The organism is Mesorhizobium sp. CA7, from assembly GCF_020165015.1.
In the GTDB taxonomy this organism is placed as follows: Bacteria; Pseudomonadota; Alphaproteobacteria; order Rhizobiales; family Rhizobiaceae; genus Mesorhizobium.
Genome location: NZ_JAIUHH010000001.1, coordinates 896,369 through 923,001 on the forward strand (window position 1 = coordinate 896,369; position 26,633 = coordinate 923,001).

Sequence of the window (26,633 nt, forward strand, 5' to 3'; positions counted from 1 at the left end):
TGCTGACTCGGATTGGAATCGACGAGGCCCAACCTTCTATGCGGCAGCCGTATTCTCGCGCAGCAACCGCTCCGCTGCCGCGCGCGCTTCGTCGGTGATGGTGGCGCCGGCCAGCATGCGCGCGATTTCTTCCTGGCGCGCCGTGCGGTCCATTTCGGCAATGCCGGTGGCGACGCGGTCCTTGCCGCCGGATTTGGAGATCAGGAAATGCGTGGCGGCGCGTGCCGCAACCTGCGGCGCATGCGTCACGGAAAGCACCTGCACCCGCTTCGACAACCGCGCCAGCCGCTGGCCGATGGCGTCGGCCACCGCGCCGCCGACGCCGGTGTCGATCTCGTCGAACACGAGCGTCGGCGCCGAGCCGCGATCGGCCAGTGCCACCTTCAGCGCCAAAAGGAAGCGCGAGAGCTCGCCGCCGGAAGCGACCTTCATCATCGGTCCCGGCCGGGTGCCCGGATTGGTGCGCACCCAGAATTCGACCTGGTCGATGCCTTCTTCCATGCGGCTTTCGGCATCGCTTCCCATCTCGACGATGAACTCGGCCCGTTCGAGTTTGAGCGCCGGCAGTTCCGCCATCACAGCCTTGGTCAGGCCCGCCGCCGCCGCATGGCGCAGCGACGACAGCTGCGCCGCGGAAATATCGTAGGCCTCGCGCGCCGCGGCGGCCTGCTTGGCCAGCGCGTGCAGCCGCTCCTCGCCGGCATCGAGGTCGGCAAGATCGGCCACCATCGTGTCGCGCAGCTGCGCCAGATCGTCGACCGCGACATTGTGCTTGCGCGAGGCGGCGCGCAGCGCAAACAGACGCTCTTCCGCCTTCTCCAGACGCTGCGGATCATATTCGGTGGCGCGAAGCGCCGCTTCCACGCCGGACTGCGCGGCGTCGAGCGAGATCATCGCCTCGTCGAGCGATTTCACCACGTCGTCGAGCAGGCCGGGGGCTTCGCTGGACTTGCGCTGCAGCCGCCGCAACAGGCTGGCGAGTTGCGGCAAGGGCGAGGACGGCCCCGACAGCACATCCTGCGCATCATGGATCTCGGCGGCGATCTTTTCGACGCGCATCATCGTGGCGCGCAATTCCGCAAGCTCCGTTTCCTCGCCCGGCTGCGGGTCGAGTCTTGCGAGCTCGGCCACGGAAGCGCGCAGATAATCGGCTTCGCGCGCCGCCGCCTCGACCTTGGCGCGATGCCGGGAAAGCTCCTGCTCGCAGTTTCGCCAGTACCGCCAGGCTTCGCCCGTGCCGCGCACGGCGCCCAGATGGCCGCCGAAACTGTCCAGTAATTCGCGATGCGCGCCGGGATCGACCAGCGCCCGCTCGTCATGTTGGCCATGGATCTCGACCAGCGCGCGGCCGACATCGCGCATCAGGGTGACGCTGGAGGGCTGGTCGTTGACGAAGACGCGGGTGCGGCCATCGGCGGTCTGTACGCGGCGCAGGATGATGTCGCCATCGTCCTCGATGTCGTTTCCGGCGAGCAACGCGCGTGCCGGATGGTTGCGCGGCACATCGAACACCGCGATGACCTGGCCTTGCGCGGCGCCATGGCGGACGAGCGAGGCATCGCCGCGCGCCCCAAGCGCCAGCGACAACGCATCGAGCAGGATGGATTTACCGGCGCCGGTTTCGCCGGTCAGCACCGAAAGCCCAGGCAGGAAGTCGATGTCCAGCTTCTCGATCAGGACGATATCGCGGATCGACAGTCTGGACAGCATCGCAAGCTTCAGGCGCCGGTGATCAGCTTCCCGGCCTTGGAAATCCACGATCCGGCATTTTCGCGGGGTTCAAGCCCGTTGCTCTGCAGGAGCTTGTAGGAATCCTTGTACCACGGGCTGTCCGGATAATTGTGACCAAGCACCGCCGCTGCCGTCTGCGCTTCCGAGGTCAGGCCCATCGCATAGTAGGACTCGGTCAGGCGCGCGAGCGCCTCCTCGACATGGCGGGTGTTGGAATAGTTCTCGACCACCGTGCGGAAACGCTTCACGGCGGCGATGTATTCGCGGCGCTCGAGATAGTAGCGGCCGACCTGCATCTCCTTGCCGGCGAGCTGGTCGCTGGCGAAGCGGATCTTGTCCTTGGCGTCGCCGACATATTCGGAGTTCGGCCAGCGTGTCACCAGATCCTGCATGGTCTGGATGGTCTGGCGCGCTTCCTTCTGATCTTGGGTGACGTCCTTGATCTGCCGATAGTAGGAGAGGCCGATGATGTACTGTGCGTAAGCCGCGTCGTCTGTCGAGGGATAGAGGGTCAGGTAGCGCTTGGCCGAACCGATCGCCTCGTCGTAATTGCCGGCGCGATAATCGGCGAAAGCGCCCATCACCATCGATTTGCGTGCGAATTCGGAATAGGGATGCTGGCGGTCGACCGCGTCGAACTTCTTGCTCGCCTCATCGAGGCGGCCGGCATTCATGTTGGCCAGGCCCTGGTTGTAGAGAACGTCGGCCGGCTCGGTCTGGTCGACATAGGTCGCCAGGTTGACATCCTTCTCGGAGGACATGCAGGCCGACAGCACGAGCGCGGGAGCAACCACCGACAGCGCCAGCAAAACACCCCGACGCGGCGCTACCGATTGACCAACTCGCGAAAAAAACATGTTTGGATTCCGCCCCTTCGGCGTCGTTTCGGTCCGGGCCGAAGCCATAAACCATTATCCCCTTGCCCGGCAACGCTATGTCCGGCCAATCGCACATTTTTGTGGCAGGCCGACGCTATGGCCAAAGCCGCGCATTTTGGCGGCCCTGTGATGCAGCCATGCAACACAAGCCTGACCACAAAGCCAGAAAACGGTTAAGAATCAGATCACCCAGGGCGCGTAAACCGGCCCGCTGACGGCGATCATCTCGGCGACGCGGCCGCGCTCGCGACGTCTCGTCTCGACGATCTCGAAGGCCGTCCGGTCGGAAAGCAGCCGGCGCAATGCCGAGGCATTCATCCGGTGGCCGCCGCGATAGGAGCGGAAGCAGCCGATGAAGCGCGCGCCGGCCAGCGCCAGATCGCCCATCGCATCGAGCGTCTTGTGACGGGCGAATTCGTTGGGATAGCGCAGCCCGCCGACATTGATGACGTGGTTGTCGTCGCCGATGACAAGCGAGTTTTCGAGCGACGAGCCGAGCGCGTAGCCGGCGGCCCAAAGCCTCTCGACGTCCTTCATGAAGCCGAATGTGCGAGCCCGCGCGATGTCGCGGCGGAAGATGTCGGGATTGATGTCGGAGGCGAATTGCTGGCGGCCGATTGCCGGGCTCTCGAAATCGATCTCGACCTCGAACCGCGTGCCGTCATAGGGGCGGAACTCCGCCCAGGACGCGCCGGCTTCCACGCGCACCGGCTTGACGACACGGATGTAGCGACGCCTCACCGCCAGCGTCTCGATGCCGGCCTGGTCGATGGCCTCGACGAAGGCCATGGCGCTGCCGTCGAGAATGGGGACTTCCGAACCGTCGATCTCGATGATCAGGTTGTCTATGCCGAGACCGAACACTGTGGCCATCAGATGCTCGACGGTACCGATATGATCGCCGGCCGGATCGCCAAGCATGGTGCAGAGATCGGTGGCGCCGACTTCCGCGACCAGGGCGCGGAGCTCGCGGGCTTCGCCGCCATTCGAAAGATGAAAGACGATGCCCGTATCGGCATCGGCCGGCAGGAAATGAACGGTCACGGTTTTGCCGCTATGGACGCCGATGCCAGCCAGCGTCACGCGCGATTTCACTGTCGTCTGATAGTCGTGCAAGAGCAACCCCATACGCCCTGAATGCCTGCGTCCGCTCCATCGGCCTTGGGTATCTTGCAGCCAGACTGATGGTCTGACGCTCGCGCAAAGGCGGCAAAATAAGCAAGAGCATGCGGCTCTGTATAATCGGCAGGCAGGGCTACTCCCCGAATCCCGGCAAACCGACTTTAGTCCGCGGCGAAGATAATGGTCCGCCCTGGAGACTCCAAATCACGGTTTCTTACCCCGTGTAACCACGGAAACGCATCAGAAACAGCTCGTAAAGCCTTGTTTTTAAATGTCTTTTGCAAAAGAAACAGGCAGACGATTTCTCGTATGCCTGTTAACAACTGTTATATACCGTTAACGATTGGCGGTCCGCCGTATCGATCAGTTGGCCTGGCGGCGCAGGAAGGCCGGGATTTCCAGCTGGTCGTCTTCCTGGACTGTGCGGGCCTGCGGCGTCAGCCGGCCCTGGTCGTCGAGCTGGCCGCGGCGCGGCGCATAGAGCGCAGGATCCTGGCTGGCGAGACGGCGCATCTCGGGCGCGGCCTGACGCAGCTTCGGCTCGCGCGGCTGCGCCGGCTGGAGCCGGGCCGGCTCTTCCTCGCGGCGGGTAAGGCCGTTGGTCAGCCGCTTGATCAGCCCCATCGGACCACTGTTCTCATGGTCCGCCGGCCGGCTCTTGGCTTCGACTTCAGCCCTTACCACCGGCGGAAAGTCTTCCACGCGCGGCATACGCTGCGGCGCCGCGGCCACCGGCTGCGGCATCTCGCGCTGCGGCGCGGGCTGCTGCATGACCTGCTGCGGCACCACCGGCTGCGGCTGCGGCTGCGCAGGCGGGGCTTGGAAGATCTTGCTCTGCGGCCGGAAGTCGTCCATCGGCACGGCGCGCGGCTGCGCCATGGCGGCGGCATTTGCCTCGGCAAGCTGGATCGCCTCCGCGACCGGATCGGCCGCGCGCGGCTCATAGGCCTGCGGCTGAACCGAAGCGGGCCGGATTTCTGCCACCGGAGCCGCCGCCGGGCGGGCGGCCGGCTTCTGCGGCGCGCGAATCGAGATCGGCGCAGCCGCTATTTCGGCCGCCGACTTGTCGATGCCGGTGGCGACGACCGACACGCGGATCACGCCTTCCAGCTCTTCGTCGAAGGTGGCGCCCAGGATGATGTTGGCGTCCTGGTCGACTTCCTCGCGGATGCGGGTCGCGGCCTCGTCCACCTCGAACAGGGTGAGATCGCGGCCGCCGGTGATCGAGATCAGCAGGCCCTTGGCGCCCTTCATCGAGGTCTCGTCGAGCAGCGGGTTGGCGATGGCGGCTTCAGCGGCGGCCATCGCGCGACCCTCGCCCGAAGCTTCGCCCGTGCCCATCATCGCCTTGCCCATCTCGCGCATCACCGAGCGGACGTCGGCGAAGTCGAGATTGATCAGGCCTTCTTTGACCATCAGGTCGGTGATGCAGGCGACGCCCGAGTAGAGCACCTGGTCGGCCATTGCGAAGGCATCGGCGAAGGTGGTCTTGTCATTGGCCAGCCGGAACAGGTTCTGGTTGGGGATGACGATGAGCGTATCGACGCATTTCTGCAGTTCCTCGATGCCCATGTCGGCCGTCTTCATGCGGCGCTGACCCTCGAAATGGAACGGCTTGGTGACGACGCCGACGGTGAGGATGCCCTTCTCGCGCGCCGCGCGGGCAACGACCGGAGCGGCGCCCGTGCCGGTGCCGCCGCCCATGCCGGCGGTGACGAAGCACATATGGGTGTTGGAGAGATGATCGATGATCTCGTCGATGCACTCTTCCGCCGCCGCGCGGCCGACTTCCGGCTGCGAGCCGGCGCCGAGGCCTTCGGTGACATGCGCACCGAGCTGGATCAGCCGCTCGGCCTTGGACATCGTCAGCGCCTGCGCGTCGGTGTTGGCCACCACGAACTCGACGCCGCGCAGGCCGGCTGTGATCATGTTGTTCACGGCATTGCCGCCGCCGCCGCCGACACCGAACACGGTGATGCGTGGCTTGAGCTCGGTGATGTCCGGCTTCTGCAGATTGATGGTCATTGTCTCCGTCCTTTGCCTTTCCCGCCGCCTCGCCGCTGCGGCCGCCTGTGGGGCTGTCCCCGTCAAATTAAAAACTGTCTCTCAACCACTGACTCATGCGATGCAGTTTTCCGCCCGTTCCGGTCATCCTGAAACCGGAAAGTCCTTTCGCCGAATGGCTCTCGAAGCTCGCCATCTGCGGATAGATCATCAGTCCGACCGGGGTCGAGAACGCCGGTCCCTTGGCCGCCTCCGGCAGGCCTGCGACGCCGAGCGGCCGGCCGATGCGCACATTGCGCCCGAGAATGCGGCGCGCCGCTTCCGGCAGGCCGGCGAGCTGGCTTGCGCCGCCGGTGAGCACCACCCGCTTGCCGACGGCATTGCCGTAGCCGGACTTGTTCAGCCGGTCGCGCAGAAGCTCCAGCGTCTCGTCGATGCGGGCGCGGATGATGCGCGTCATTACCGAGCGCGGGATCTGCAGCGGCACATCGCCTTCCTCGCCGATCGGCTGGATTGAGACGAGGTCGCGGTCGTCGGCGCTGCCGGGCAGCGCCGAGCCATGCATCACCTTCAGCCGTTCCGCGGCATCGAGCGAGGTCGACAGGCCCTTGGCCATGTCGAGCGTCACATGGTTGCCGCCGATGGCGATCGCGTCGCCATGGACGAACTTGCCCTCCGAGAAGACCGAGATGGTCGTCGTGCCGCCGCCCATATCGATGCAGGCTGCGCCCATTTCGAGCTCGTCGTCGACCAGCGAGGCAAGCCCGCTGGCATAGGGCGTTGCCACCATGCGCTCGACCGACAGATGCGAGCGGTTGATGCAAAGCTCCAGATTTCGCATCGGCGCCGCGTCGCCCGTCAGCACATGCATGTCGACGCCAAGCGCATCGCCCATCATGCCGCGCGGGTCGCGCATGCCGCGCTCGCCGTCGAGCGAGAAACCGACGGGCAGCGAATGGATCACCTCGCGCTCGGCCCTGAGCGCCTGCTTGGCGCCGGCGGCGAGCACGCGCTTGATGTCGACTTCCTCGACCTGATGGCCGCCGAGATTGATGGTCGCCGAGAAGGCTTCGCTCTTCAGCCGGCCGGCCGTCATGTTGACGATGAGGGAATCGACGGTGAGCCCGGCCATGCGCTCGGCCGCATCGACGGCAAGCCGAATGGCATGCTCGGCGCGATCGAGATCGACCACCACGCCGGACTTCACGCCTTGCGATTTCTGGTGGCCGATGCCGATCACCTGGATGCGATGCGAACGTCCGCGCAGCAGCTTGCCGTCCTCGTTCGGCTTCAGCTTCGCCACGACGCAGCAGACCTTGCTGGAGCCGACATCGAGCACAGTGAGCGTGCCCGATCGGCGCGAAGAAGCGTCGCTGCCGCCGCCAAGCCAGCTCATATCTTTCTCTCCACCTTGCGCTTGGCCAGGGACTTCGGCTTGTCGCTGAGCGCTGCTTCGCGCTGTGTCGCCGCTTCCGGCGACAGCTCCACGACCAGCCGGTCGGAAAGCCGCATGTCGACGGCGGCGATGTCGCGGGTCAGCAATCCGTTGTCATGGTCGATCTTGACGAGCTCGGCGATCGCCTGATCTTCGCCGTCTTCCGGCAGCTTGATCGTGACGCCGTTCTCAAGCCTCAGGTCCCAGCGCCGTTCGCCGACCCGAATGTAGCCTTTGACCCGCGCCGCAAGCTCGGGATAGCGCTCGATCTTGGCGAGGAAGGCCGGCGCCATGGCCGGCGCGCCGGTGCCGATGATCAGCGGCAGCAGCGCCTGCTTGCCGCCCGAGAACGGCGCGATCATCTCGCCCGATCGCTCGATGACCGAGACCGAGGTGCCCTGCTGCCAAAGCGCGAAGGGTTGGCGCTCCTCTATGCGAACTTCCAGCGAATGCGGGTAGATCTTGCGCACCGCGGCTCCCTCGACCCACGGCAGCGTCGCGATGCGCGCGCGCGCGGCCTCGGCATCGAAGCCGATCAGCGAGGTCCAGCCGTCGAGGCCGAGCCGGTCCAGCACATCGATCTCGGAGGTCTGGCGGTTGCCGACCACCTTGATCTGGTCGACGGCAAAGCCGGCGCGCGCCGTGATGCCTTGCACGATGCTGTCGGCGTAGCCGCCGAGATAGGCACCATAGGCGCTGCTCGACGCGATCAGCGCGGCGGAAAGGATCGCCGCCGAAAAGCGCGGCGCCTCATACTCGCCGCCGCACAGGCGCGCCAGCACGCGCATCGGCCGGCGGAGCTGACGCGGCAAAACGAAACGGTCGAATGACAGCGACATACCGAACAGCGCGAGACCAGCCGCGCCGACGCCATTACCCTGCCGCAACCTCAACGCAGACACGAAGCGTCCTCCACCATCCAACTCAACAAATCGCCGAACGAATGTCCCGCTTGCGCGGCGATTTCAGGCACCAGAGACGTCGGCGTCATGCCCGGCTGAGTGTTGACCTCGAGCCAGACAACCTCGCCGTTTTCGGAGTGGCGATCGTCGTAACGGAAGTCCGATCGGGAGACGCCCCGGCAACCAATGGCAAGATGAGCCTTGAGGGCCAGTGTCTGTATTTTTTGGTAAATATTCGGTGAAATTTTAGCAGGGATTTCGTGTTTTGATCCGCCGGGAACGTATTTTGAATCATAATCGTAGAAGGAATGTCCGGTCGGGATGATCTCGCAGACGCCGAGCGCCACATCGCCCATCACCGCGCAGGTCAATTCGCGGCCATGAATGTAGCGCTCGACCATGACGATCTCGCCATATTGCCATTCCGTGGAGCCGATCACCTGCGGCGGATGCGACTGCCCCTCATGCACGATGACCACGCCGAAGCTCGACCCCTCATTGACCGGCTTGACCACATAAGGCGGCTTCATCGGATGCTTGTTCTGGACGGCGAAGCGGTTGACCACCTTCGACTCCGCGACCGGAATGCCGGACGCCTTGGCGATTTTCTTGGCCTGCTCCTTGTTCATGGCCAAGGCCGAAGCGAGCACACCCGAATGGGTGTAGGGAATTGCGAGATATTCGAGAATTCCCTGGATGGTGCCGTCCTCGCCGAACGGGCCGTGCAGCGCGTTGAAGGCGACGTCAGGCTTGAGCTCGGCAAGCACAGACCCGACATCGCGCGAAACATCGACCCGGGTGACCTGATAGCCTTCATTCTCGAGCGCATCCGCACACGCCTTCCCCGAGGACAGAGACACGGGCCGCTCCGAGGAGAATCCACCCAGGAGGACAGCCACATGTTTCTTCTTCATCCCGTCATCCCCTCTCACGCCGGGCCTGCAACCGATATTCCCGCACCGCATTTCCAAACATTGAGTCCGAGCCCTCCGGCAGGTTGCCCCCCCAGACGGAAAACGCGGCTTAACGCGTCGAACGACTCAAATCAGGAAACGCTTTAGGGCAGAGAATCAGAGAGTTGATTCGCTGGCAAGTACCTATGATTCCGAGAGATTCACTTTCCGCGAAAACAGCCGCAAAAAGTGAATTGTGAGTCTTTGAGGCAACGGTTCTACGGCCGTTTCAGGTCGCTGGAAGTTCAAGCATCACATGAACTTAAGCCTAAGCTAAAGAAGCTGCCCGAGAAACTCCTGCACCGCATGGCCGGGCCTGAAATTGCCGAGGCGCTTGATCTCCCAGTGCAGCCGGATGCCCGAATTCTCGAGCACCCGCGCCCGCACCGTCTCGCCCAGATATTCGAGGTCGTAGCCGGTGGCCGTGCCGGTGTTGATCATGAAGTTGCAATGCATCGGCGACATCTGCGCGCCGCCAATCATCAGCCCGCGGCAGCCGGCCTTGTCGATCTCCTTCCACGCCGAGGTGCCTTCCGGATTCTGGAAGGTCGAGCCGCCGGTCTTCTCCCTGATCGGCTGCACCGTCTCGCGATGGTTCTGCACGGCATCCATTGCCGCCTTGATCGCCGCCTTGTCTTCCGCAAACCCTTCGAAAATGGCAGAGGTGAAGATCAGTCCTGCAGGCGCGGACGAATGGCGATAGGCATAGCCCATATCGGCATTGCTCAGCGTATGGAGATTGCCCCTGCGGTCCAGGGCCCTCACCTCGACGACCCGCTCACGCGTCTCGACGCCGTTGGCGCCGGCATTCATCCTGAGCGCGCCGCCGACAGCGCCAGGAATGCCGTGATAGAAATGGAAACCGCCAATGCCGGCTTCATACGCCACCGCCGCGAGGCGCTTGTCCGGCGTCGCCGCGCCGGCTTTGATCGTGGTCGGCCCGGTGGTCTCGGCCTCGCCGAAACCCTTGGCCGAGAGCCTGACGACAAAACCCGGAATGCCGCCGTCGCGCACCAGAAGGTTCGAGCCGACGCCGACCACCACGACCGGTATCTCTTCCGGCACCGCGCGCAGGAAGGCCGCGAGGTCCTCCTCGTCGGCCGGCTGGAACAGCGCCTCGGCGAGGCCGCCGGCCCGGAACCAGGTGATCTTGTCCATCTCGGCGTTCGGCGTGATACGGCCACGCAGGCCGGCAAGCTTGTCGCCGAGTTTGTCGATCAGGTCCTGGCCGCGCATCATGAGGGCGTCCCACCAAGTTCCTTGGGCAGCGCATAGGCCCATTGCGTGATGTTGCCGGCGCCGAGGAAGACGACGAAATCGCCGGGCTTGGCAAGCTCGCGAATGGCGGGCGCGATTGCTGCCTGACCATCGATATAGCGTGCGTCGCGGTGGCCGCCGGAGCGGATGCGCGACACCAACGCGTCGGAAGTCACGCCTTCGATGGGTTCCTCGCCGGCCGCGTAGACCGGCGCCACCATGACCGTGTCGGCGTCGTTGAAGCAGACCGAGAATTCCTCGAAGAGATCGTGAAGCCGGGTGAAGCGATGCGGCTGCGCGATGGCGATGACACGCCCCTTGGTCGCGCTGCGCGCGGCCTTCAGCACCGCCGCGATCTCGACCGGGTGGTGGCCGTAATCGTCGAACACCTCGACACCGTTCCACGAGCCGGTACGGGTGAAGCGCCGCTTGACGCCCGCGAAGGACGAAAGGCCCTTCTTGATCGCCTCGGCCGAGAGGCCAAGCTCATGCGCCACAGCGATCGCCGCCGTCGCGTTGGAGACGTTGTGCCGGCCGGGCATCGGCAGGCGCAGGTCATTTATCGACGTCGTGCCCCGCCCCTTGCGATCGCGGATGACGATATCGAATTCGGAAATCGCGCCTTGCATGCGATGATTGGTGAAGCGCACGTCGGCCTGCGCGTTCTCGCCATAGGTGATGACGCGCCGATCCTCGATGCGGCCGACCAGCGCCTGCACTTCCGGATGGTCGGTGCACATCACGCCGAAACCGTAGAACGGCACGTTCTCGACGAACTGGCGGAACGCCTCGCGCACCTTGTCGAAGCTCCCATAGTGGTCGAGATGCTCGGGATCGATGTTGGTGACGACGGCGATGTCGGCCGGCAGTTTCAGGAAGGTGCCGTCGCTCTCGTCGGCTTCGACCACCATCCACTCGCCGTCGCCCATGCGGGCATTGGTGCCGTAGGCGTTGATGATGCCGCCATTGATGACGGTCGGGTCGAGCCCGCCGGCCTCGAGCAGCGTCGCCACCATCGAGGTGGTCGTCGTCTTGCCATGCGTGCCGCCGATGGCGACCGCCTGGCGGAAACGCATCAGTTCGGCCAGCATCTCGGCCCGGCGCACGATCGGCAAAAGCTTCTCGCGCGCGGCCTTGAGCTCAGGGTTGGACTTCTTGATCGCGGTCGAAACAACCACGACTTCGGCATCGCCGACATTCTCGACCTTGTGACCGACGAAGCATTCGATGCCCTTGTCGCGCAACCGCTGCACATTGGCGCCGTCGGCCTGGTCGGACCCTTGCACCTTGTAGCCCAGATTGTGCAGCACCTCGGCGATGCCGCTCATGCCGATGCCGCCGATGCCGATGAAATGCACAAGGCCGATCGTCTGCGGCATCTTCATGGGCGCGTCCTCCTGTAGTCCGAAACCGTTTTGCCGGACGCAATAGCCTCTGTCAGATCGGCGAGCAACCGCGCCGCGTTCGGTTTCCCGGCCGAGCGGGCGGCGGCGGCCATGGTCGCCAGCCGGTTCGGGTCCTTGACCAGCCCGCCGACCAGCTCGGCGATGCGCGCCGCCGACAGCGTCGACTGCGGATGGAGCTCGGCTCCCCCGGCGGCGGCAAGGGCTGCCGCATTCGCCGCCTGATCGTGGTCGAGCGCGTGCGGATAAGGCACCAGCAGTGCCGGCCGGCCGATGACGGCGATTTCCGAAACCGTCGAGGCGCCGGAACGCGACATCACCAGATGCGCCGCCCCGATGCGCGCCGCCATGTCGGTGAAGAAGGGCGAGACCTGGATGTCGACCCCGAGATCGGCATAGGCGGCCTTCACCCGCGCCACATCGTCGGCGCGCGCCTGCTGGGTGATGACCAGCCGCTTGCGCAGGTTTTGCGGCAGCAGCGCGATCGCCGCGGGCACCGCATCGGAAAAGAACTGCGCGCCCTGACTGCCGCCGAACACCAGGAAGCGGAACGGCTCGCCCTCGTTCGAAACCACGTAAGGCGTTTTCGCCGCATCGAGGACCTGCGGCCTGACCGGATTGCCGGTGGTCACCGTCTTTGCGCCGTCAGCGCTTGCGCCTTCCGGCAGGAAACCGCCGGCAATCGCATCCACGCGGCCGGCAAGCGCCTTGTTGGCGCGGCCCATGACGGCGTTCTGCTCATGGATCAGCGTCGGCACTTTTCGCCTTGTCGCGGCATAGAGCGGCGGCAGCGTCGGATAGCCGCCGAAGCCGACGACAGCCTCCGGCTTGATCCTGGCGATTACACGGCCGGCCTCCCGCACGCCCTGCCAGATCTTCCAGAAGGCCGAGAGCATGGCGACCGGGTTCTTCGAACCCAGCGTTGCCGAGGGGATGGTGTGAATGTCGGCTGCCGGGAAATGGCGGGAATAGCGCTCGGCGCGATTGTCGGTGGCAAGATGCACCTTCCAGCCGCGCTCGATCAGCTCATGCGCCAGCGCCTCGGCCGGAAACAGATGTCCGCCCGTTCCGCCGGCCGCAAGCAGGATGACACCCTTCGCCATCCTGCCTCATTCCGCCGGCATTGCGCGCTGCGAAAGGACGAAGCCCATCTGCTTGCGCTTTTCCGGACGCTTGCGCGTCAAGGCGAGAACCATGCCCATCGAGACGGCGATGGCGATCTGCGAGGAGCCGCCATAGGAGATGAAGGGCAGCGTCATGCCCTTGGCCGGCATCAGCTGCAGGTTCACGCACATGTTGATGGCCGATTGCAGGCCGAAGACGGTGACGAGGCCGCCCACCCCATAGCGGGTGAAATCGTCCTGCTCCTTGAGCGCGATGCTCAGGCCGCGCAGCACGATGAAGGCGAAGATCGACATGATGAAGAAGCACATTATGAGGCCGAACTCCTCGCCGGCGACCGAGAAGACGAAGTCGGCGTGGCTGTCGGGGATGACCCGCTTCACCGTGCCCTCGCCCGGGCCGACGCCGAACCAGCCGCCATTGATCAGCGCCTCGCGGCCCATATCGACCTGGAAGGTGTCGCCTTCGCCGGTCATGAACTTGTCGATGCGCGCGGCGACGTGCGGAAACACCGTATAGGCCGCGAACACGCCGCCGACCCCGGCAGCCCCCAGCGCGACGATCCAGAACCAGGGCAGGCCAGCCATGAAGAACATCACGCCCCAGGTGCCCAGCACCAGCATGGTCTGGCCGAGATCGGGCTGAGCCACCAGAAGCGAGATGACCAGCGCCAGCAAAAGCATGGCGAACAAATTGCCGGGAATGTCTGGCTGGCGTCTGTGCTCCGCAAACAGCCAGGCGCAGATGATGACGAAGGCCGGTTTCAGGAACTCGGACGGCTGGATGGAAAGACCGGCGAGCGATACCCAGCGACGCGCCCCCTTCACCTCGACGCCGATGTAGAGCACCGCCACCATCAGCACCAGCATGATGCAGATCATCACCAGCGACATGCGCCTTATCTGCCGCGCCTCCAGGAAAGAGACTGCCAGCATCACGATAAGCGCCGGGATGGTGAAGATGATCTGGCGTGTGGCGAAGTGGAAGCTGTCGAGGCCGATGCGCTCGGCCACCGCCGGACTTGCGGCGAAAGACAGCACGATGCCCAGTCCCATCAGCGACAGGAATGCCGCCAGGAACCAGCGATCGATCGTCCACCACCAGGTGGCGACAGGACTTTTGTCGAGACGGCTTTGCATCAACGTGGCCCTCCGATGGATTTCACCCCATCAATAGCAGTCGCAGCTTGCCTGAAGGCTTCGCCGCGAACTTCGAAATTCTTGAACTGGTCGAAACTGGCGCAAGCCGGCGAAAGCAGCACCACGGCCTCGCCGCCGGTGTCCTTTGCCGCGTCGTTGGCGGCATGCTCGACCGCCGCCGCCAGCGTTCCGGATATTTCGTAAGGTACCGCCTCGCCGAGCGTCGCCGAGAAGGCGGGCGCCGCCTCGCCGATCAGATAGGCCTTGGCGATGCGCGGGAAGAAGCCGCGCAGCGGCTCGATGCCGCCTTCCTTGGGCAGGCCGCCGGCGATCCAGTAGACGCGGTTGAAGCTCGACAGCGCGGGTGCGGCCGCATCGGCATTGGTCGCCTTGGAATCGTTGACGAACAGCACATGGTCCTTGCGGCCGACCTGCTCCATGCGATGCGCCAGTCCGGGGAAGCTTTCGAGCCCCGCCTGGATCTCGCCGAGATCGAGCCCGATCCTCAGGCACGCGGCGACGGCGGCCAGCGCGTTCTGCGCGTTGTGCTGGCCGCGCAGCGACCCGATGCCTTCGAGGAAGGCGACGCGGCTGTAGCGGCCGTGCACGGCTTCCATCAGATTGGTGCCGTCGGCGAAATAGCCGTCGGTCAAAGGCAGGCGCTTGGAAATGCGGATGACCTGCCGGCCGGCGCGCTCCAGCCGGTCGGCGATCTGGGCGCACCAGGAATCGTCGACGCCGACGATCGCGGTGTCGCTGCCGGCGACCAGTCTCTCCTTGATCGAGGCGTAATGCGCCATCGTGCCGTGCCGGTCGAGATGGTCTGGCGTAAGGTTGAGCAGGATGCCGGCGGTCGGATTGATGGAGGGCGCGAGATCGATCTGGTAGGACGAGCACTCGACCACATAGTGCCGCGTCGGCTCGGGCGGATCGAGCGTCATGACGGCACGACCGATATTGCCGCCCATCTGCGTGTCGCGGCCTGCCGACTTCAGGATATGCGCCGTCAGCGCCGTGGTCGTCGACTTGCCGTTGGTGCCGGTAATCGCGATGAAGGGTGCTGCCGGCGCGTGGCTGTTGCGTTCGCGGCAGAACAGCTCGATATCGCCGATCACCTCGACGCCGGCGCCCCGCGCCAGTTCCACCGTCCAATGCGGCTTCGGATGCGTCAGCGGCACCCCCGGCGACAGCACGAAGGCGGCGAAATGTGGCCAGTCGGCCGCGCGCAGATCTCCGGTCGTAATCCCCGCCGCCGCTGCCTTGGCGACGCTGTCCGGATTGTCGTCCCAGGCCAGCACCTCGGCGCCGCCGGCGATCAGCGCATGCGCCGTGGCGATCCCCGAGCCGCCAAGCCCGAAGAGCGAAATGCGTTTGCCTGAAAAGGAAGCAGCGGGGATCAAGCAGCGAGTCCTATCTGAGCTTGAGGGTGGACAGGCCGACCAGCGCCAGGATGACGGCAATGATCCAGAAGCGTATCACCACCTGGCTTTCGGTCCAGCCGAGCTTTTCGAAATGGTGATGGATCGGCGCCATCAGGAAGACGCGCTTGCCGGTCATCTTGAAATAGCCGACCTGGATGATGACCGACAGGATCTCGACCACGAACAGGCCGCCGACGATCACCAGCACGATCTCGTGCTTGGTAGCGACCGCGATGGTGCCGATCAGCCCGCCCATCGCCAGCGAGCCGGTGTCGCCCATGAAGATCGCGGCCGGCGGCGCGTTGAACCAAAGGAAGCCGAGGCCCGCGCCGATCACCGCGCCGAGCACGACGGCGAGCTCGCCGGTGCCGGGAACGAAATGGATCTGCAGATATTCGGCGAACACTGCGTTGCCCGACAAATAGGCGATGACGCCGAAGGACGCCGCCGCGATCATGATCGGCACGATCGCCAGGCCGTCGAGGCCGTCGGTCAGGTTCACCGCATTGCCGGCGCCGACGATCACGAAGCAGGAGAACGGCACGAAGAACCAGCCGAGATTGATCAGGAATTCCTTGGCGAAAGGGAACGTCAGCGACGACGAGAACGGCGCCTGGCCGTTATGCATGATCACCCAGGCCGCGATGGCGGCGATGACGAACTCGATCGCCAGGCGAGCCTTGCCGGAGAAGCCCAGATGCGACTGCTTGGTGACCTTGAGATAGTCGTCGTAGAAGCCGATCGAGCCGAAGCCGACGGTGACCAGCAACACGACCCAGACATAGATGCTGGACAGGTTTGCCCATAAGAGCGACGAACCGATGATGCCGGACAGGATCATCAGCCCGCCCATGGTCGGCGTTCCAGCCTTCTTGAAATGCGTCTGCGGGCCGTCGGCGCGGATCGGCTGGCCCTTGCCTTGCCGCAGGCGCAGCGAATTGATGATCGTCGGCCCAAAGATGAAGACGATCAGCGCAGACGTGATCAGCGCGCCACCTGTACGAAAAGTGATGTAGCGGAAGACGTTGAAGAACGAGATCTTGTCCGCGAAATCGACGAGCAGTGTGAACATGGTCCTTCCGTCCCCCGGAGCCCGACCTAGGCCGGCTTAATGTTTGTGGCTTCCGCCGGAAATTTGCCGAGCAATGCCTCGACCAGCTTTGAAAACCCGATGCCCTTCGACGACTTGACCATCACCACGTCGCCGGGCCTGAGCGCGGCGATCACGATCGGCTTCAGTTCTTCCGCTCGCGATCGATACTCGGTTGCAATGTCTGACGGCAGGGCCTCGGCCAGCGCCTGCATTTCCGGCCCGCCGAGAAAGACGTTGCGCGTGCCCGTGCCGACGATCAGCTTGGCAAGCGCTGCGTGGAGATCTGCCGAATGGCTGCCGAGCTCCAGCATGTCGCCGAGCACGGCGATGCGCCGGCCCTCGCCCGCGACCGGCGTGGCGTTGAGCAGCGCCATTGCCGCCGCCATCGATGCCGGATTGGCGTTGTAGCTCTCGTCGATCAGCGTGATCGGCCCGTTGGGATGATGCAGGATATGGCGCCGGCCCCGCCCGCGCTCGGCCGAAAGATCTGCCAGTGCCGCCGCGACCTTGTCGAGGTCGGCGCCGACCAGCTGCGCGGCGCCTAGCACCGCCAGCACGTTCTGCACGATATGGCGGCCGGGCGCCCCGACACGAGCCGTCAGGTCTTTCTTGCCGATCTTGACGGCGATGTCGGAATGGTCGGCATGAAGCTCGCAGCCGACAAGGCGGAACGCCGAGCGGACATTTTCGCCGAAGCCGAAGACATGCTCGACACCCGCCTCTTTCGCCATTTTGCCGAGCAGCCTCCAGCGTGGATCGTCGCGGTTCAGCAGCGCGGCGCCACCCGGCTCGATTCCCTCGAAAATCTCGGCCTTGGCCATGGCGATCTCGTCCAGATTCTTGAAGAAGCCGAGATGAGCGGCGGCGATTATGGTCACGATGGCGACATGCGGCCTGACCATCTTTACCAGCGGCCGGATCTCGCCTGGATGGTTCATGCCGATCTCGAAGACGGCATAGTCGCAGTCCTGCGGCATGCGCGCCAGCGTCAGCGGCACGCCCCAATGGTTGTTGAACGACTGCGCCGAAGCATGCACCTTGCCGACCGCCGACAGCACATGCCGCAGCGCTTCCTTGGTGGTCGTCTTGCCGACCGAGCCGGTGACCGCGATGATCCTGGCCTTCGAGCGAGCCCGCGCCGCCACGCCGAGCTTCTCGAGGGCCGCGAGCACGTCCTGCACGACGATCATCGGCGCCGTTAGCCGGCCGAGCGACGGCAGCTTGCCCTCGGCGACGACCAGCACCGCCGCTCCGGCTTTGACCGCCGCTGTCGCGAAATCATGGCCGTCCATCGCTTCGCCCTTGATGGCGAAGAAGGCGTTTCCCGGCTCCAGGCTGCGGCTGTCGATCGAAATGCCGGTGATGCCCTCCGGCAGCAAGCCGATCGGCCTGCCGCCCATGGCTTCGACCAGCGCTTCCGACGTCCACAGCAGGTTCATGCGGCACGCTCCTTGAGCGCCTCACGCACTTCCTCATGGTCGGAGAAGTGAAAGGTTTCGGTGCCGACGGTCTGGCCTTCCTCATGTCCCTTGCCGGCGACGATGAGCGTGTCGCCAGCGCGAAGCATCGCCACCGCCTCGTGGATCGCCTTGCGGCGGTCGCCGATCTCGATGGCGCCGGGCGCGGCAGCAAGGATCGCCGCGCGGATGGTCTCGGGCACTTCCGTACGCGGGTTGTCGTCGGTGACGATGACGACATCGGCGAGCCGGGTCGCGATCTCGCCCATGATCGGCCTTTTTCCCCGGTCGCGGTCGCCGCCGCAACCGAACACCACGACGACGCGCCCCGTGGTGAAAGGCCGGACCGAGGTCAGCACATTCTCCAGCGCATCGGGCTTGTGGGCGTAGTCGACATAAACGGGAGCGCCGGCCGCGGTGGCGCCGACGAGGTCGAGCCGGCCCGGCGCACCCTTCAATTTCTCCAATGCCGCCAAGGCCTTGCCCGCGGGTGTTCCAGTCGCGATAGCAAGCCCGGCCGAGACCAGCGCGTTGGCGATCTGGAAATCGCCGGCCAAAGGCAGGTCGACCTCGTGCAGCACGCTGTCGGCCACGATTTCGGCGCGCTGGCGATGCCGCTCATGCTCGACCCGCTTCAGCGTCAGGAAATCGCCATGGCGGCCGACGGTCAGCACTTCCAGCCCCGCCGCTTTCGCGGCTTCGATGGTCGGCTCCGACCACGGATCGTCGGCAAAGACGATGGCGGGCGCGCCCTTCGGCAGCAGCGTGTCGAACAGGCGCAGCTTGGCGCGGTGATAATCCCCCACTGTCGGATGGTAATCCATGTGGTCGCGGCCGAGATTGGTGAAAGCGCCGGCCGCCAGCTTCACCCCGTCGAGGCGGCGCTGGTCGAGGCCGTGGCTCGAAGCTTCCATCGAGGCGTGGGTGACGCCCGCATCCGCCAGCTCCTTGAGCAATCGGTGCAGCGCCACCGGGTCGGGCGTCGTCAGCGAGCCATATTCGTTGCGGCCGGGCGCTACGACGCCGGTCGTGCCGATCGAGGCGGCGGCAAAACCCGCCTGCTCCCAGATCTGGCGAGTGAAGGCGGCGACGGATGTCTTGCCGGCGGTGCCGGTGACGGCGACCATTGTCTGCGGCTGGCGTCCGAAGAAGCGCGCTGCGCTGAGCGCCAGCGCCAGGCGCGGATCATCGACGGCAAGGACCGGGATCGACAGGCTGGAGACGCTCGCGCCCTTGCCGGTAACGATCGCAGCCGCGCCGCGGGCCGCGGCATCGGCGGCATAGGTCGAGCCATCGGCCTTGCTGCCGGCAAGCGCGAAGAAGACGACGCCGGTCTCGACCGCGCGGGAATCGGAGGAAAGTCCGGTCACCTCCAGATCGGGGGAAGCTGTTCCCTCGACAGGCAGGATGCCGGCTAGATCTTTTAAATGCATTGAGTCCCGTTCACCGCAACAAAATAGCGCGCAGTTGCCGGCGCGCCCCAAGAATCACTGATAGGAAACCAGCGTTGCACCATTTTCATGGCTGAAATCTGGCTTCACGCCAAGCATGGCCGCAGAACGCCTGATGATATTGCCAGCCATAACTCCCGCATTGTTGGCGGCGACGTCGGTCATCCCGGGCTTTTCCGGATGAGGAGCGTCGGCGATCGTGAACACCAGAAATTGCGGATCGTCCATCGGGAAGGCGGCGACGAAGGTGTTGAAGTTCAACTCCTTGGAGTAGCGGCCGTTGATGACCTTCTCGGCCGTTCCTGTCTTTCCACCGACCCGGTAGCCGGGGGCCCTGGCGTTTCTGGCCGAGCCCTTCTCGGCGTTGAGCGTATAGAGGTAGCGCATGCCTCCGACCGTCTTGTCGCTGACCACTCTCTTGGCCACCGCCATGGCCTCCTCCTCGCTGCGGACCAGGAATGTCGGCTCGATCAGATAGCCCTGCATCAGCGCCGCGCAGCCGACGGCGGCCTGCAGAGGCGTCGTCGACACGCCGTGGCCGAAGGCGATGGTGAACGAGTTGACCTGTTTCCAGACCTTGGGTTCGGTCGGGCGGGCGACTTCCGGCAGTTCGGTCTGCATCCGGTCCAGAATCCCAAGGCGGTGCAGGAATTCGCGATGCCCCTCGATGCCGACCAGCTCGGCCTCCCTGGCCGACCCGATGTTGGACGAAAAGAGAAACACTTCCGGCAGCGACAGCACGCGGTTCTTGCCGTGGAAATCGTGGATGGCCTGATGGCCGACCCGGATCGGATGCGACGCGTCGAAGCGGCTGTTCATTGTGGCCTTGCCGGAATCCAGCGCCATGGCCGAGGTGAAGCTCTTGAAGGTCGAGCCCATCTCGTAGAGCCCGGCCGACATGCGGTTCAGCCGGTCTTTCTCTTGGGCGTTGTAAGGATTGTTCGGGTCGAAATCCGGCACCGAGGCCATGGCGATCACTTCGCCGGTCTTGATGTTCAGCACGACGGCGCCGGCGCCGATAGCGCGATAGCGCTCCAGGCCGGCGGCGATCTCGTCGCGCACCACATGCTGGACGCGCAGATCGATCGAAAGCTTGACCGGCTTGAGATCCTTGGCCACGGCGAGCCCCGACGCCTGCAGGTCGCTCAGCCCCTGCTCGTCGATATACTTCTCCATGCCGGAGATGCCCTGGTTGTCGATGTTGGTGAGGCCGACGATATAGGACGAGGTCTCGCCGCTCGGATAGAAGCGGCGCTTTTCGGTGCGGAAGCCGAGGCCGGGAACGCCCAGCGCCAGGATGTCGGCCTGCTGCTTCGGCGTCAGCTGGCGCTGCAACCAGACGAAGCCGGCGCCGCTCTTGAGCTTGCGATAGGTCTGCTCGTAGTCGATCTCCGGCAGCACGGTCGACAATCTCTCGATCGCTTCGTCGGCGTCTACAATGCGGCGCGGCTCGGCAAACAGCGACGCCGTCTTGATGTCGGTCGCCAGCACCTCGCCATTGCGGTCGACGATATCCGGACGCGATGCAGTGACGCGGTTCTCCGGGCCGCCCGAAAGATCGGGATTCTGCAGCCCGAGATAGACGAGCCGGCCGGCAATGGTTGAATAGATGGTGAAGAACACCGCCATGGTCATGACGATGCGCGTCTTGGCCTTGCCGCCAGTCGCCTTGCGGGCGGCGTCGACGACGATCGAGCCGTCCTCAGCCTGCTTCTTCCGGCGCGTCAGCAGGCTGCCGATCCTTGGAAGGCCAATCATTGAACGGTGCTCCCGGTGACCACCGGATCCTTGCCGTCCGAGGGCTCCTTGCCCGAATTGTCGGCCATGCCGCCAAGCTGCTGCGAGGAGAGGTCTTCGATGGTCACGGGTTTCACGGGAATGTCGTCGAGCCCGCCGATCTGGTGCGCGTTGACCGGTTCGAGCCCGAGCTGGCTCTTATAGACGTCGGCAAGCTTCTGCAGTCGCGACGGCTGAGTGAGCAGGCTCCAATCCGCCTTGAGGAGATCGATGGTCTCTTCCTCGTAGTGGATCTGCGCCTGGATCTTCTGCACCGCCGCCTGTTGCTCTTCGGCTTCGCGCTTCGTTTTGTAGGTCAGCGCCGCGGCCGAGACCATGACGGCGATCAGGACTATGTCGCTGGTACGAAACACGTGCTCACCTCTCCCCCGGCCGCTCGACGGCGGGAAGCTTTGGAAGGCCGAAAATCGAAAAATCGCCGGCGCGCGCCGGCGCCTCGGTGCGGATCGCCGCGCGCAGCCTGGCCGAGCGCGCCCGCGGGTTGGCGCCTAGCTCGGCCTCTCCCGGCGTCACGCCGCCGCCGGCTTTGCGGAAGGTGGCAATGCGCACGGGCGCGTCAGGCATGTGCCGCGAGCCGCTGGCCGCCTCGGAGCGGTCGGCGATGAAGCGCTTGACGATGCGGTCTTCCAGCGAATGGAACGTCACCACGGCTAGCCGTCCGCCGGGTTTCAGCGCCCGCTCGGCAGCCAGCAGCGCCCTTGCGAGCTCGCCAAGCTCGTCATTGACGAATATGCGCAGCGCCTGGAAGACACGCGTGGCCGGATGGATCTTGTCCTTCGGCCCGCGTCCGATATGGGTTTCGATGGCGTCGGCGAGATCGAGCGTGCGTTCGAAGGGCTTCTTCTCGCGACGGCTCTCGATCATGCGCGCGATGCGGCCGGCATGGCGCTCCTCGCCGAGAAAGCCGAAGATGCGGGCAAGGTCGCCCCCCTTGAAGGTGTTGACGACGTCGGCGGCGGAGAGACCCGCCTGCGCCATGCGCATGTCGAGTGGCCCGTCGGCGCGAAAGGAAAAGCCCCGCTCCGCCTGGTCGAGTTGCATCGAGGAAACGCCGATATCGAGCACCACGCCGTCGGCGCCCTCGACATGCTCGTCCAGCGTTGAGAACGGTGCCTGGACAAGCCTCAGCCTGCCGCCGGACTGTCGTTCGAGCGCCCTGCCCGCCCCGATCGCGTCCGGGTCGCGGTCGATGGCGACGACGGAGGCGCCGCGCTCGAGGATGGCGCTGGTGTAGCCGCCGGCGCCGAATGTCCCGTCGACGATCGTCTCGCCGGCCTTCGGCGCAAGCGCGTCGAGCACCTCGGCAAGGAGGACCGGAATGTGACGGGCCGGTCCGCCAACGGCGTGAGGGTCATCGCCGTGGCCAGCCATCATTCCGATCGCTCCCCGGGCTTCGTCCCCTGCCGAAGCTGCAAAAGCCTGGCCCGCGCCTGCGCCCCATAGGCGGCAAGCCGTCCGGGCTCCCAGATCTGAAAGAAATTGCCGCGGCCGACAAAGGCCACCTCGTTCGAGATGCCCGTATGCTCGCGGATGAAATCGGTCATGGTGATGCGGCCGTCCTGGTCGAGCTTCAGAAATGTCCCGTCGCCATGGCAAAAGAACGACATGTCGTCCGCCGTCTGCAGAAAGGGATCCTCCAGCGCGATCCGCTGCTCGTAACGGTCGAGCAGGTCGAGCCCGCCGACATCCATGGCCGGCAGATCCAGGCAGCGTAGCGCGTAGAGTTCCGAATAGCCGCGTTTTTGCACCACGGCGCGAAAATGCGCCGGAACGGACACCCGCCCCTTCGCATCGATCTTGCACACCGTGTTTGACAGAAACCGGTCCAATAAACGCTACAGCCGCTGTTGCCGCTGCACCCCTCATGTTGTTCTCCGCGCCCTGCCGCATTTGCGGCAAATCGCTCCATTCACCGGGGCAAAAACCGACAAACGCGCAGCCGCCGCGGCTGCCCGATTGGCGTACGCTTCACCCTGACGCGGAACGAAAGCTTGATCTGAATGGGATATCATGGGGCACTATGGGCGTCAACGGGAACAGGCATCACAAACAAACGCGCCACAACCAGAAAGCGCAGGCTGAAGACACGTCTCGTCTTTATCGTCCATTAAGCCTAACGAAGCGTTTAGAACCCTCTGGCCCAAAAAGACCCAGCTTGCCGCGCACAGCCGGCGCGCATAGCGTCGGTTGAAGTTTTCTGCCCAAGGGATCGAGCCGATGTCCGACACTGCGAAGTCACGCGCCGCGACACTTGCCCATTTGCGCAGCGCCGATTTCGCCAAGGGTGATCCCATTCCCTTGCCGCTGACCATGGCCTCGATCTTCCACGCACCGGGCGACGCGACGGGTTTCGATCAATACGGCCGCTTCAGCAATCCGACCTGGCATGCAGTCGAGCATGCGCTTGGCCATCTGGAGGACGCGCAATGCGTTATTTTTCCGTCGGGAATGGCCGCGATTTCCGCGGCTTTCTTCGCGCTCGTCAAAACGGGCGACCGCATCCTCTTGCCGTCGGACGGCTATCACACGACGCGGGCCTTGGCCGAACGTTTTCTGAAACCGCTCGGCGTCGCCTATGACGTGAGGCCCACGGCAAGCATGCTCGATGGCGGCTTCGCCGGCTACCGGACGGTTTTCGTTGAAAGTCCGTCGAACCCGCGACTGGACATTTGCGACATCGCCGCCGTCGCCAGGGCAGTCCATGCGCAAGGCGGAACCCTGATCGTCGACAACACGACGATGACGCCCTTCGGCCAGCGCCCGCTCGATCTTGGCGCCGACATCGTGGTCTCGGCCGACACCAAGGCGATCAATGGCCATTCGGACGTTCTCTTTGGCCATGTCGCCAGCCGCGATCCCGACATTGTCGCCAGGGCGAAGGATTGGCGCGAGACGGCCGGCGGCATCCCCGGTCCGTTCGAAGCATGGCTCGTTCATCGCGGCCTCGAAACGCTGGAAGTGCGCTTCGATCGCATGTGCTCGTCGGCTGAAACCATCGCGCGGCGGCTGAGGGGTCATTGCGCCGTCAGCGGCCTGCGCTTTCCCGGGCTCGAGGGCGATGCCTCGCACAATCTGGCGCGCGCCCAGATGGAGCGCTTCGGCTTCCTGATTTCGTTCGAGCTGGCCTCTGAAGAACAGGCCGAGGCGTTCATCGACGGTTGCGCGCTGATCGAATCGGCAACGTCCTTCGGCGGCGTGCACACATCGGCCGAGCGGCGCTCGAAACGCGGCGACGCCGTTCCGCCGGGCTTCGTTCGTCTCGCGATCGGTTGCGAACCTGTCGAGGAACTCTGGAAGGCAATCGAGGCGTCGCTGGACAAGCTCGGCGCCTAGTCCCGCTATATCAGGTCGTCAGCCTCGATTTTGCGTCGGCCATGCAGGACGCGAAGGATTTCGATCGCGTCGTTGCCAATCCGATAAAACGTAAGATACTCCCCGACAACGAGGTGGCGGATGCCCGGCAAGATATCATCGCGCGGCGCGCCTGATTGGGGATGAAGGGTCAGCAAATCCCATCGCCTCTGAAGAGCTTCCACAAAGCGGACTGCGGCGTTTGGGTTGCGGGCAGCGATGTAGTCGCCGATAGTTTCGAGGTCCACCAATGCCTGTGGAAGCAGGCAGTACTTCACTCGTCAGCGCCTTTGGCTTCCGCCATCTTCGCATATTTGGCGCGCAATCGCTCCATTAAGGGGGGGCCGTCCAGCGCAGGCCCGCTGTCGATGCCTTCCTGCACCAGTTCCCGCAATTCCTCGACGGTATAGCCGAGCAGGTCGCGCCGCTCCTTCCATTGCCTGAGTGCATCGCGGATAACTTCACTGGCCGAGGCGTATTCGCCAGCAGCGACGACATTGTCGACCGCAGCCGCCAGTTCCGGCGAAAGCGTGATACTGCGTTTATCGACCTGGCCCATGATGCACTCCTGCTCTTCCCCAAGGTACGATTTAATCGCACCAGCTTCAAGGATACGTTCGACCAGGCCGCGGAGGCTGTCTTGCAGAATGCTTGAATCGGAAGATACGCCTGTCGGCGTAACCTCCTGATCCCGTTCGGCTATCGCTACGAGAAAAATGCCAGCTGGCCTGTAAGCCGGGTTCTGTATGGCCCTCGCCTCGCGGCGAGAACGTGGCGGCCATTCATCTTGGGCGCATGTTGCCACGCGCCTCACGCAACCTACCCGGACGGTGGGCCGGAAACAGCCCTCGAAGGTTTCCCCTCGCACCGCCCCTATTCGGTTTTGCTCCCGGTGGGGTTTGCCTTGCCGCTTCTGTTGCCAGTCGCGCGGTGGGCTCTTACCCCACCCTTTCACCCTTGCCGTGGCCGAAGCCGCGGCGGTTTGCTTTCTGTGGCACTTTCCCTGGGGTCGCCCCCGCCGGCCGTTAGCCGGCACCGTGTCTCCATGGAGCCCGGACTTTCCTCACCCGCAACCTTTCGGCACGCGCGGGCGCGGCCGCCCGGCCAGCTGACAAGGGCGTATAAAGGGATTCCCGCCTGAAAACGCAAACGAAAAAGCTGTTGCCGTCGCCCAAATGCGCAGCGGTTTGGGACAACGACGCGCTTGAAACAGACACGCGTCGCCCAAATCCACTTCGGCGGACGAGCTTAGGCCGGCGAACCCAGCGCTGCCATCTGCACCTTCACCTTGCTGCAATAGGCGGCCGAAATCGGATTCATCCGCGTCGCGCCGTGACCGGCATTGTATTTCAGGATCGTGCCGCAGGTGGTGCCACCGCCAAGACCCTGCGCCATGGCGAGGTACTTCATGCCGTATTTGATGTTGGTGTCGGGATCGAACAGTCCCTTGGCGGAACCGGTGTAACCCATCATGCGCGCCGTGGCCGGCTTGATCTGCATCAGGCCGATCTCGCCGGCGCTGCCGACCAGATTCGGCCGGTAGTTGCTTTCGATCTTGATGACGGCGCTGGCCAGGGACACCGGCACGCCGTAGCTCGCGGCATAGCGGGCAATGATCGACGAATACTGGCCGCCGCTGGGCGCGGCAGGTGTTGCCAGAGCGATCTTGCCCGCGGGGATCGAGGCTGTCGTGGTGAGATCGATCGCCTTTCTGCCGCGCTTGGCGCGCTTGGCCGTCGATTTCGCCGCCCTGGTCGCGGCGGCCTTCTGCAGCTTAGCTGGAGCTCTCTTGATCTTTGGCGCTTTGCTCGCCGGGGCAGCCTTGGTCGTAGGGGCGACGGCAAGGCCATTGTCTGCCCTAAGGCTTAAGGGGGCGCTGTTTGCCGGACTGAAGGCAAAGCTTATTACTCCGGCAGCAACGGCTGCCGCTACAACGGTCAATTTCTGCATGTAATCCTGTTCTGTTAGAACCGCGCGAAGAACTTCGCGCAGTTGTGTCAATTCAACATCGGAGCATCAGAGGGGCTAGACGTCCAACAACTTGCGGGACAGGCATTTGGCGGCGGAATTGGCGGCAATGAAGGCGGCGCAATTCACTTTAAGTAACGGGTTGTAAT

At 64.5% G+C, this 26,633-nt stretch carries 23 protein-coding genes and 1 other RNA gene; 1 reads left to right on the forward strand and 23 read right to left on the reverse strand.

The features are described 5' to 3' along the window. Positions 1-36 precede the first annotated feature (36 nt). The 19 genes from recN to mraZ all read right to left on the reverse strand — a co-directional run bounded on the left by recN (position 37) and on the right by mraZ (position 22,994). Entirely contained in the window at positions 37-1,710 is a 1,674-nt protein-coding gene (gene recN / locus LB552_RS04325; RefSeq protein ID WP_224602093.1) for a DNA repair protein RecN, read from the reverse strand. An 8-nt stretch (positions 1,711-1,718) separates the two neighbouring features. After that, the gene (locus LB552_RS04330) at positions 1,719-2,588 is read right to left on the reverse strand and encodes an outer membrane protein assembly factor BamD (RefSeq protein ID WP_140839719.1); all 870 of its coding nucleotides are present in this window, start codon (positions 2,586-2,588) and stop codon (positions 1,719-1,721) included. Positions 2,589-2,789: 201 nt separating this feature from the next. Then, on the reverse strand, positions 2,790-3,737 hold the full coding sequence (lpxC, locus tag LB552_RS04335) for a UDP-3-O-acyl-N-acetylglucosamine deacetylase (protein WP_224602094.1): 948 nt from the start codon (positions 3,735-3,737) through the stop codon (positions 2,790-2,792). A 357-nt stretch (positions 3,738-4,094) separates the two neighbouring features. After that, complete coding sequence (gene ftsZ / locus LB552_RS04340) at positions 4,095-5,756, reverse strand: cell division protein FtsZ (RefSeq protein WP_224602096.1); 1,662 nt, start codon at positions 5,754-5,756, stop codon at positions 4,095-4,097. A gap of 67 nt (positions 5,757-5,823) precedes the next feature. Continuing rightward, positions 5,824-7,131 carry a cell division protein FtsA gene (gene ftsA / locus LB552_RS04345; protein ID WP_095768999.1) on the reverse strand — a complete coding sequence of 436 codons (1,308 nt, stop codon included), beginning with the start codon at positions 7,129-7,131 and terminating at the stop codon, positions 5,824-5,826. Further along, the gene (locus LB552_RS04350) at positions 7,128-8,072 is read right to left on the reverse strand and encodes a cell division protein FtsQ/DivIB (protein WP_224602098.1); all 945 of its coding nucleotides are present in this window, start codon (positions 8,070-8,072) and stop codon (positions 7,128-7,130) included. Before LB552_RS04350 ends, ftsA begins: the two co-directional genes overlap by 4 nt. After that, positions 8,060-8,986: a D-alanine--D-alanine ligase gene (locus tag LB552_RS04355; RefSeq protein ID WP_095768997.1), complete on the reverse strand. Its 927-nt coding sequence runs from the start codon at positions 8,984-8,986 to the stop codon at positions 8,060-8,062. The genes LB552_RS04350 and LB552_RS04355 overlap by 13 nt, the downstream gene beginning before the upstream one ends. Before the next feature lie 312 nt (positions 8,987-9,298). Beyond that, complete coding sequence (murB, locus tag LB552_RS04360; protein ID WP_095768996.1) at positions 9,299-10,264, reverse strand: UDP-N-acetylmuramate dehydrogenase; 966 nt, start codon at positions 10,262-10,264, stop codon at positions 9,299-9,301. Then, the gene (gene murC, locus LB552_RS04365; protein ID WP_224602099.1) at positions 10,261-11,667 is read right to left on the reverse strand and encodes a UDP-N-acetylmuramate--L-alanine ligase; all 1,407 of its coding nucleotides are present in this window, start codon (positions 11,665-11,667) and stop codon (positions 10,261-10,263) included. The genes murB and murC overlap by 4 nt, the downstream gene beginning before the upstream one ends. After that, positions 11,664-12,788, reverse strand: a complete 1,125-nt coding sequence (murG, locus tag LB552_RS04370) for an undecaprenyldiphospho-muramoylpentapeptide beta-N-acetylglucosaminyltransferase (RefSeq protein ID WP_224602101.1) — start codon at positions 12,786-12,788, stop codon at positions 11,664-11,666. The genes murC and murG overlap by 4 nt, the downstream gene beginning before the upstream one ends. 6 nt (positions 12,789-12,794) lie before the next feature. Next, positions 12,795-13,946, reverse strand: coding sequence for a putative lipid II flippase FtsW (gene ftsW, locus LB552_RS04375; RefSeq protein WP_140839705.1), 1,152 nt, complete (start codon positions 13,944-13,946; stop codon positions 12,795-12,797). Then, positions 13,946-15,346, reverse strand: coding sequence for a UDP-N-acetylmuramoyl-L-alanine--D-glutamate ligase (gene murD, locus LB552_RS04380; RefSeq protein ID WP_224544827.1), 1,401 nt, complete (start codon positions 15,344-15,346; stop codon positions 13,946-13,948). The genes ftsW and murD overlap by 1 nt, the downstream gene beginning before the upstream one ends. Before the next feature lie 10 nt (positions 15,347-15,356). Further along, a complete protein-coding gene (gene mraY / locus LB552_RS04385; protein ID WP_095768991.1) occupies positions 15,357-16,439 on the reverse strand; it encodes a phospho-N-acetylmuramoyl-pentapeptide-transferase in 1,083 nt (360 codons plus the stop codon). A gap of 26 nt (positions 16,440-16,465) precedes the next feature. Next, complete coding sequence (locus LB552_RS04390) at positions 16,466-17,899, reverse strand: UDP-N-acetylmuramoylalanyl-D-glutamyl-2,6-diaminopimelate--D-alanyl-D-alanine ligase (protein ID WP_224602104.1); 1,434 nt, start codon at positions 17,897-17,899, stop codon at positions 16,466-16,468. Further along, on the reverse strand, positions 17,896-19,350 hold the full coding sequence (locus LB552_RS04395; RefSeq protein WP_224602105.1) for a UDP-N-acetylmuramoyl-L-alanyl-D-glutamate--2,6-diaminopimelate ligase: 1,455 nt from the start codon (positions 19,348-19,350) through the stop codon (positions 17,896-17,898). The genes LB552_RS04390 and LB552_RS04395 overlap by 4 nt, the downstream gene beginning before the upstream one ends. Before the next feature lie 54 nt (positions 19,351-19,404). Further along, positions 19,405-21,126, reverse strand: a complete 1,722-nt coding sequence (locus tag LB552_RS04400) for a peptidoglycan D,D-transpeptidase FtsI family protein (RefSeq protein ID WP_224602107.1) — start codon at positions 21,124-21,126, stop codon at positions 19,405-19,407. After that, positions 21,123-21,518, reverse strand: a complete 396-nt coding sequence (locus LB552_RS04405; protein WP_095768987.1) for a hypothetical protein — start codon at positions 21,516-21,518, stop codon at positions 21,123-21,125. Before LB552_RS04405 ends, LB552_RS04400 begins: the two co-directional genes overlap by 4 nt. 4 nt (positions 21,519-21,522) lie before the next feature. After that, positions 21,523-22,539 carry a 16S rRNA (cytosine(1402)-N(4))-methyltransferase RsmH gene (rsmH, locus tag LB552_RS04410; RefSeq protein ID WP_224602109.1) on the reverse strand — a complete coding sequence of 339 codons (1,017 nt, stop codon included), beginning with the start codon at positions 22,537-22,539 and terminating at the stop codon, positions 21,523-21,525. Beyond that, on the reverse strand, positions 22,536-22,994 hold the full coding sequence (gene mraZ, locus LB552_RS04415; RefSeq protein ID WP_224602111.1) for a division/cell wall cluster transcriptional repressor MraZ: 459 nt from the start codon (positions 22,992-22,994) through the stop codon (positions 22,536-22,538). Before mraZ ends, rsmH begins: the two co-directional genes overlap by 4 nt. A 388-nt stretch (positions 22,995-23,382) precedes the next feature. Here mraZ and LB552_RS04420 point away from each other — a divergent pair, with 388 nt between their 5' ends. Next, the gene (locus LB552_RS04420) at positions 23,383-24,498 is read left to right on the forward strand and encodes a cystathionine gamma-lyase (RefSeq protein ID WP_224602113.1); all 1,116 of its coding nucleotides are present in this window, start codon (positions 23,383-23,385) and stop codon (positions 24,496-24,498) included. Positions 24,499-24,503: 5 nt separating this feature from the next. Here the strand turns inward: LB552_RS04420 and LB552_RS04425 are convergent, their stop codons facing one another. The 4 genes from LB552_RS04425 to LB552_RS04440 form a co-directional block, all read right to left on the reverse strand. Beyond that, on the reverse strand, positions 24,504-24,794 hold the full coding sequence (locus LB552_RS04425; protein WP_140839689.1) for a type II toxin-antitoxin system RelE/ParE family toxin: 291 nt from the start codon (positions 24,792-24,794) through the stop codon (positions 24,504-24,506). Continuing rightward, a complete protein-coding gene (locus LB552_RS04430) occupies positions 24,791-25,075 on the reverse strand; it encodes a type II toxin-antitoxin system ParD family antitoxin (protein ID WP_140839687.1) in 285 nt (94 codons plus the stop codon). The genes LB552_RS04425 and LB552_RS04430 overlap by 4 nt, the downstream gene beginning before the upstream one ends. Before the next feature lie 156 nt (positions 25,076-25,231). Beyond that, positions 25,232-25,628, reverse strand: an RNA gene (gene rnpB, locus LB552_RS04435) — RNase P RNA component class A. A 136-nt stretch (positions 25,629-25,764) separates the two neighbouring features. Beyond that, the gene (locus LB552_RS04440) at positions 25,765-26,466 is read right to left on the reverse strand and encodes a lytic transglycosylase domain-containing protein (protein WP_224602115.1); all 702 of its coding nucleotides are present in this window, start codon (positions 26,464-26,466) and stop codon (positions 25,765-25,767) included. Positions 26,467-26,633 lie beyond the last annotated feature (167 nt).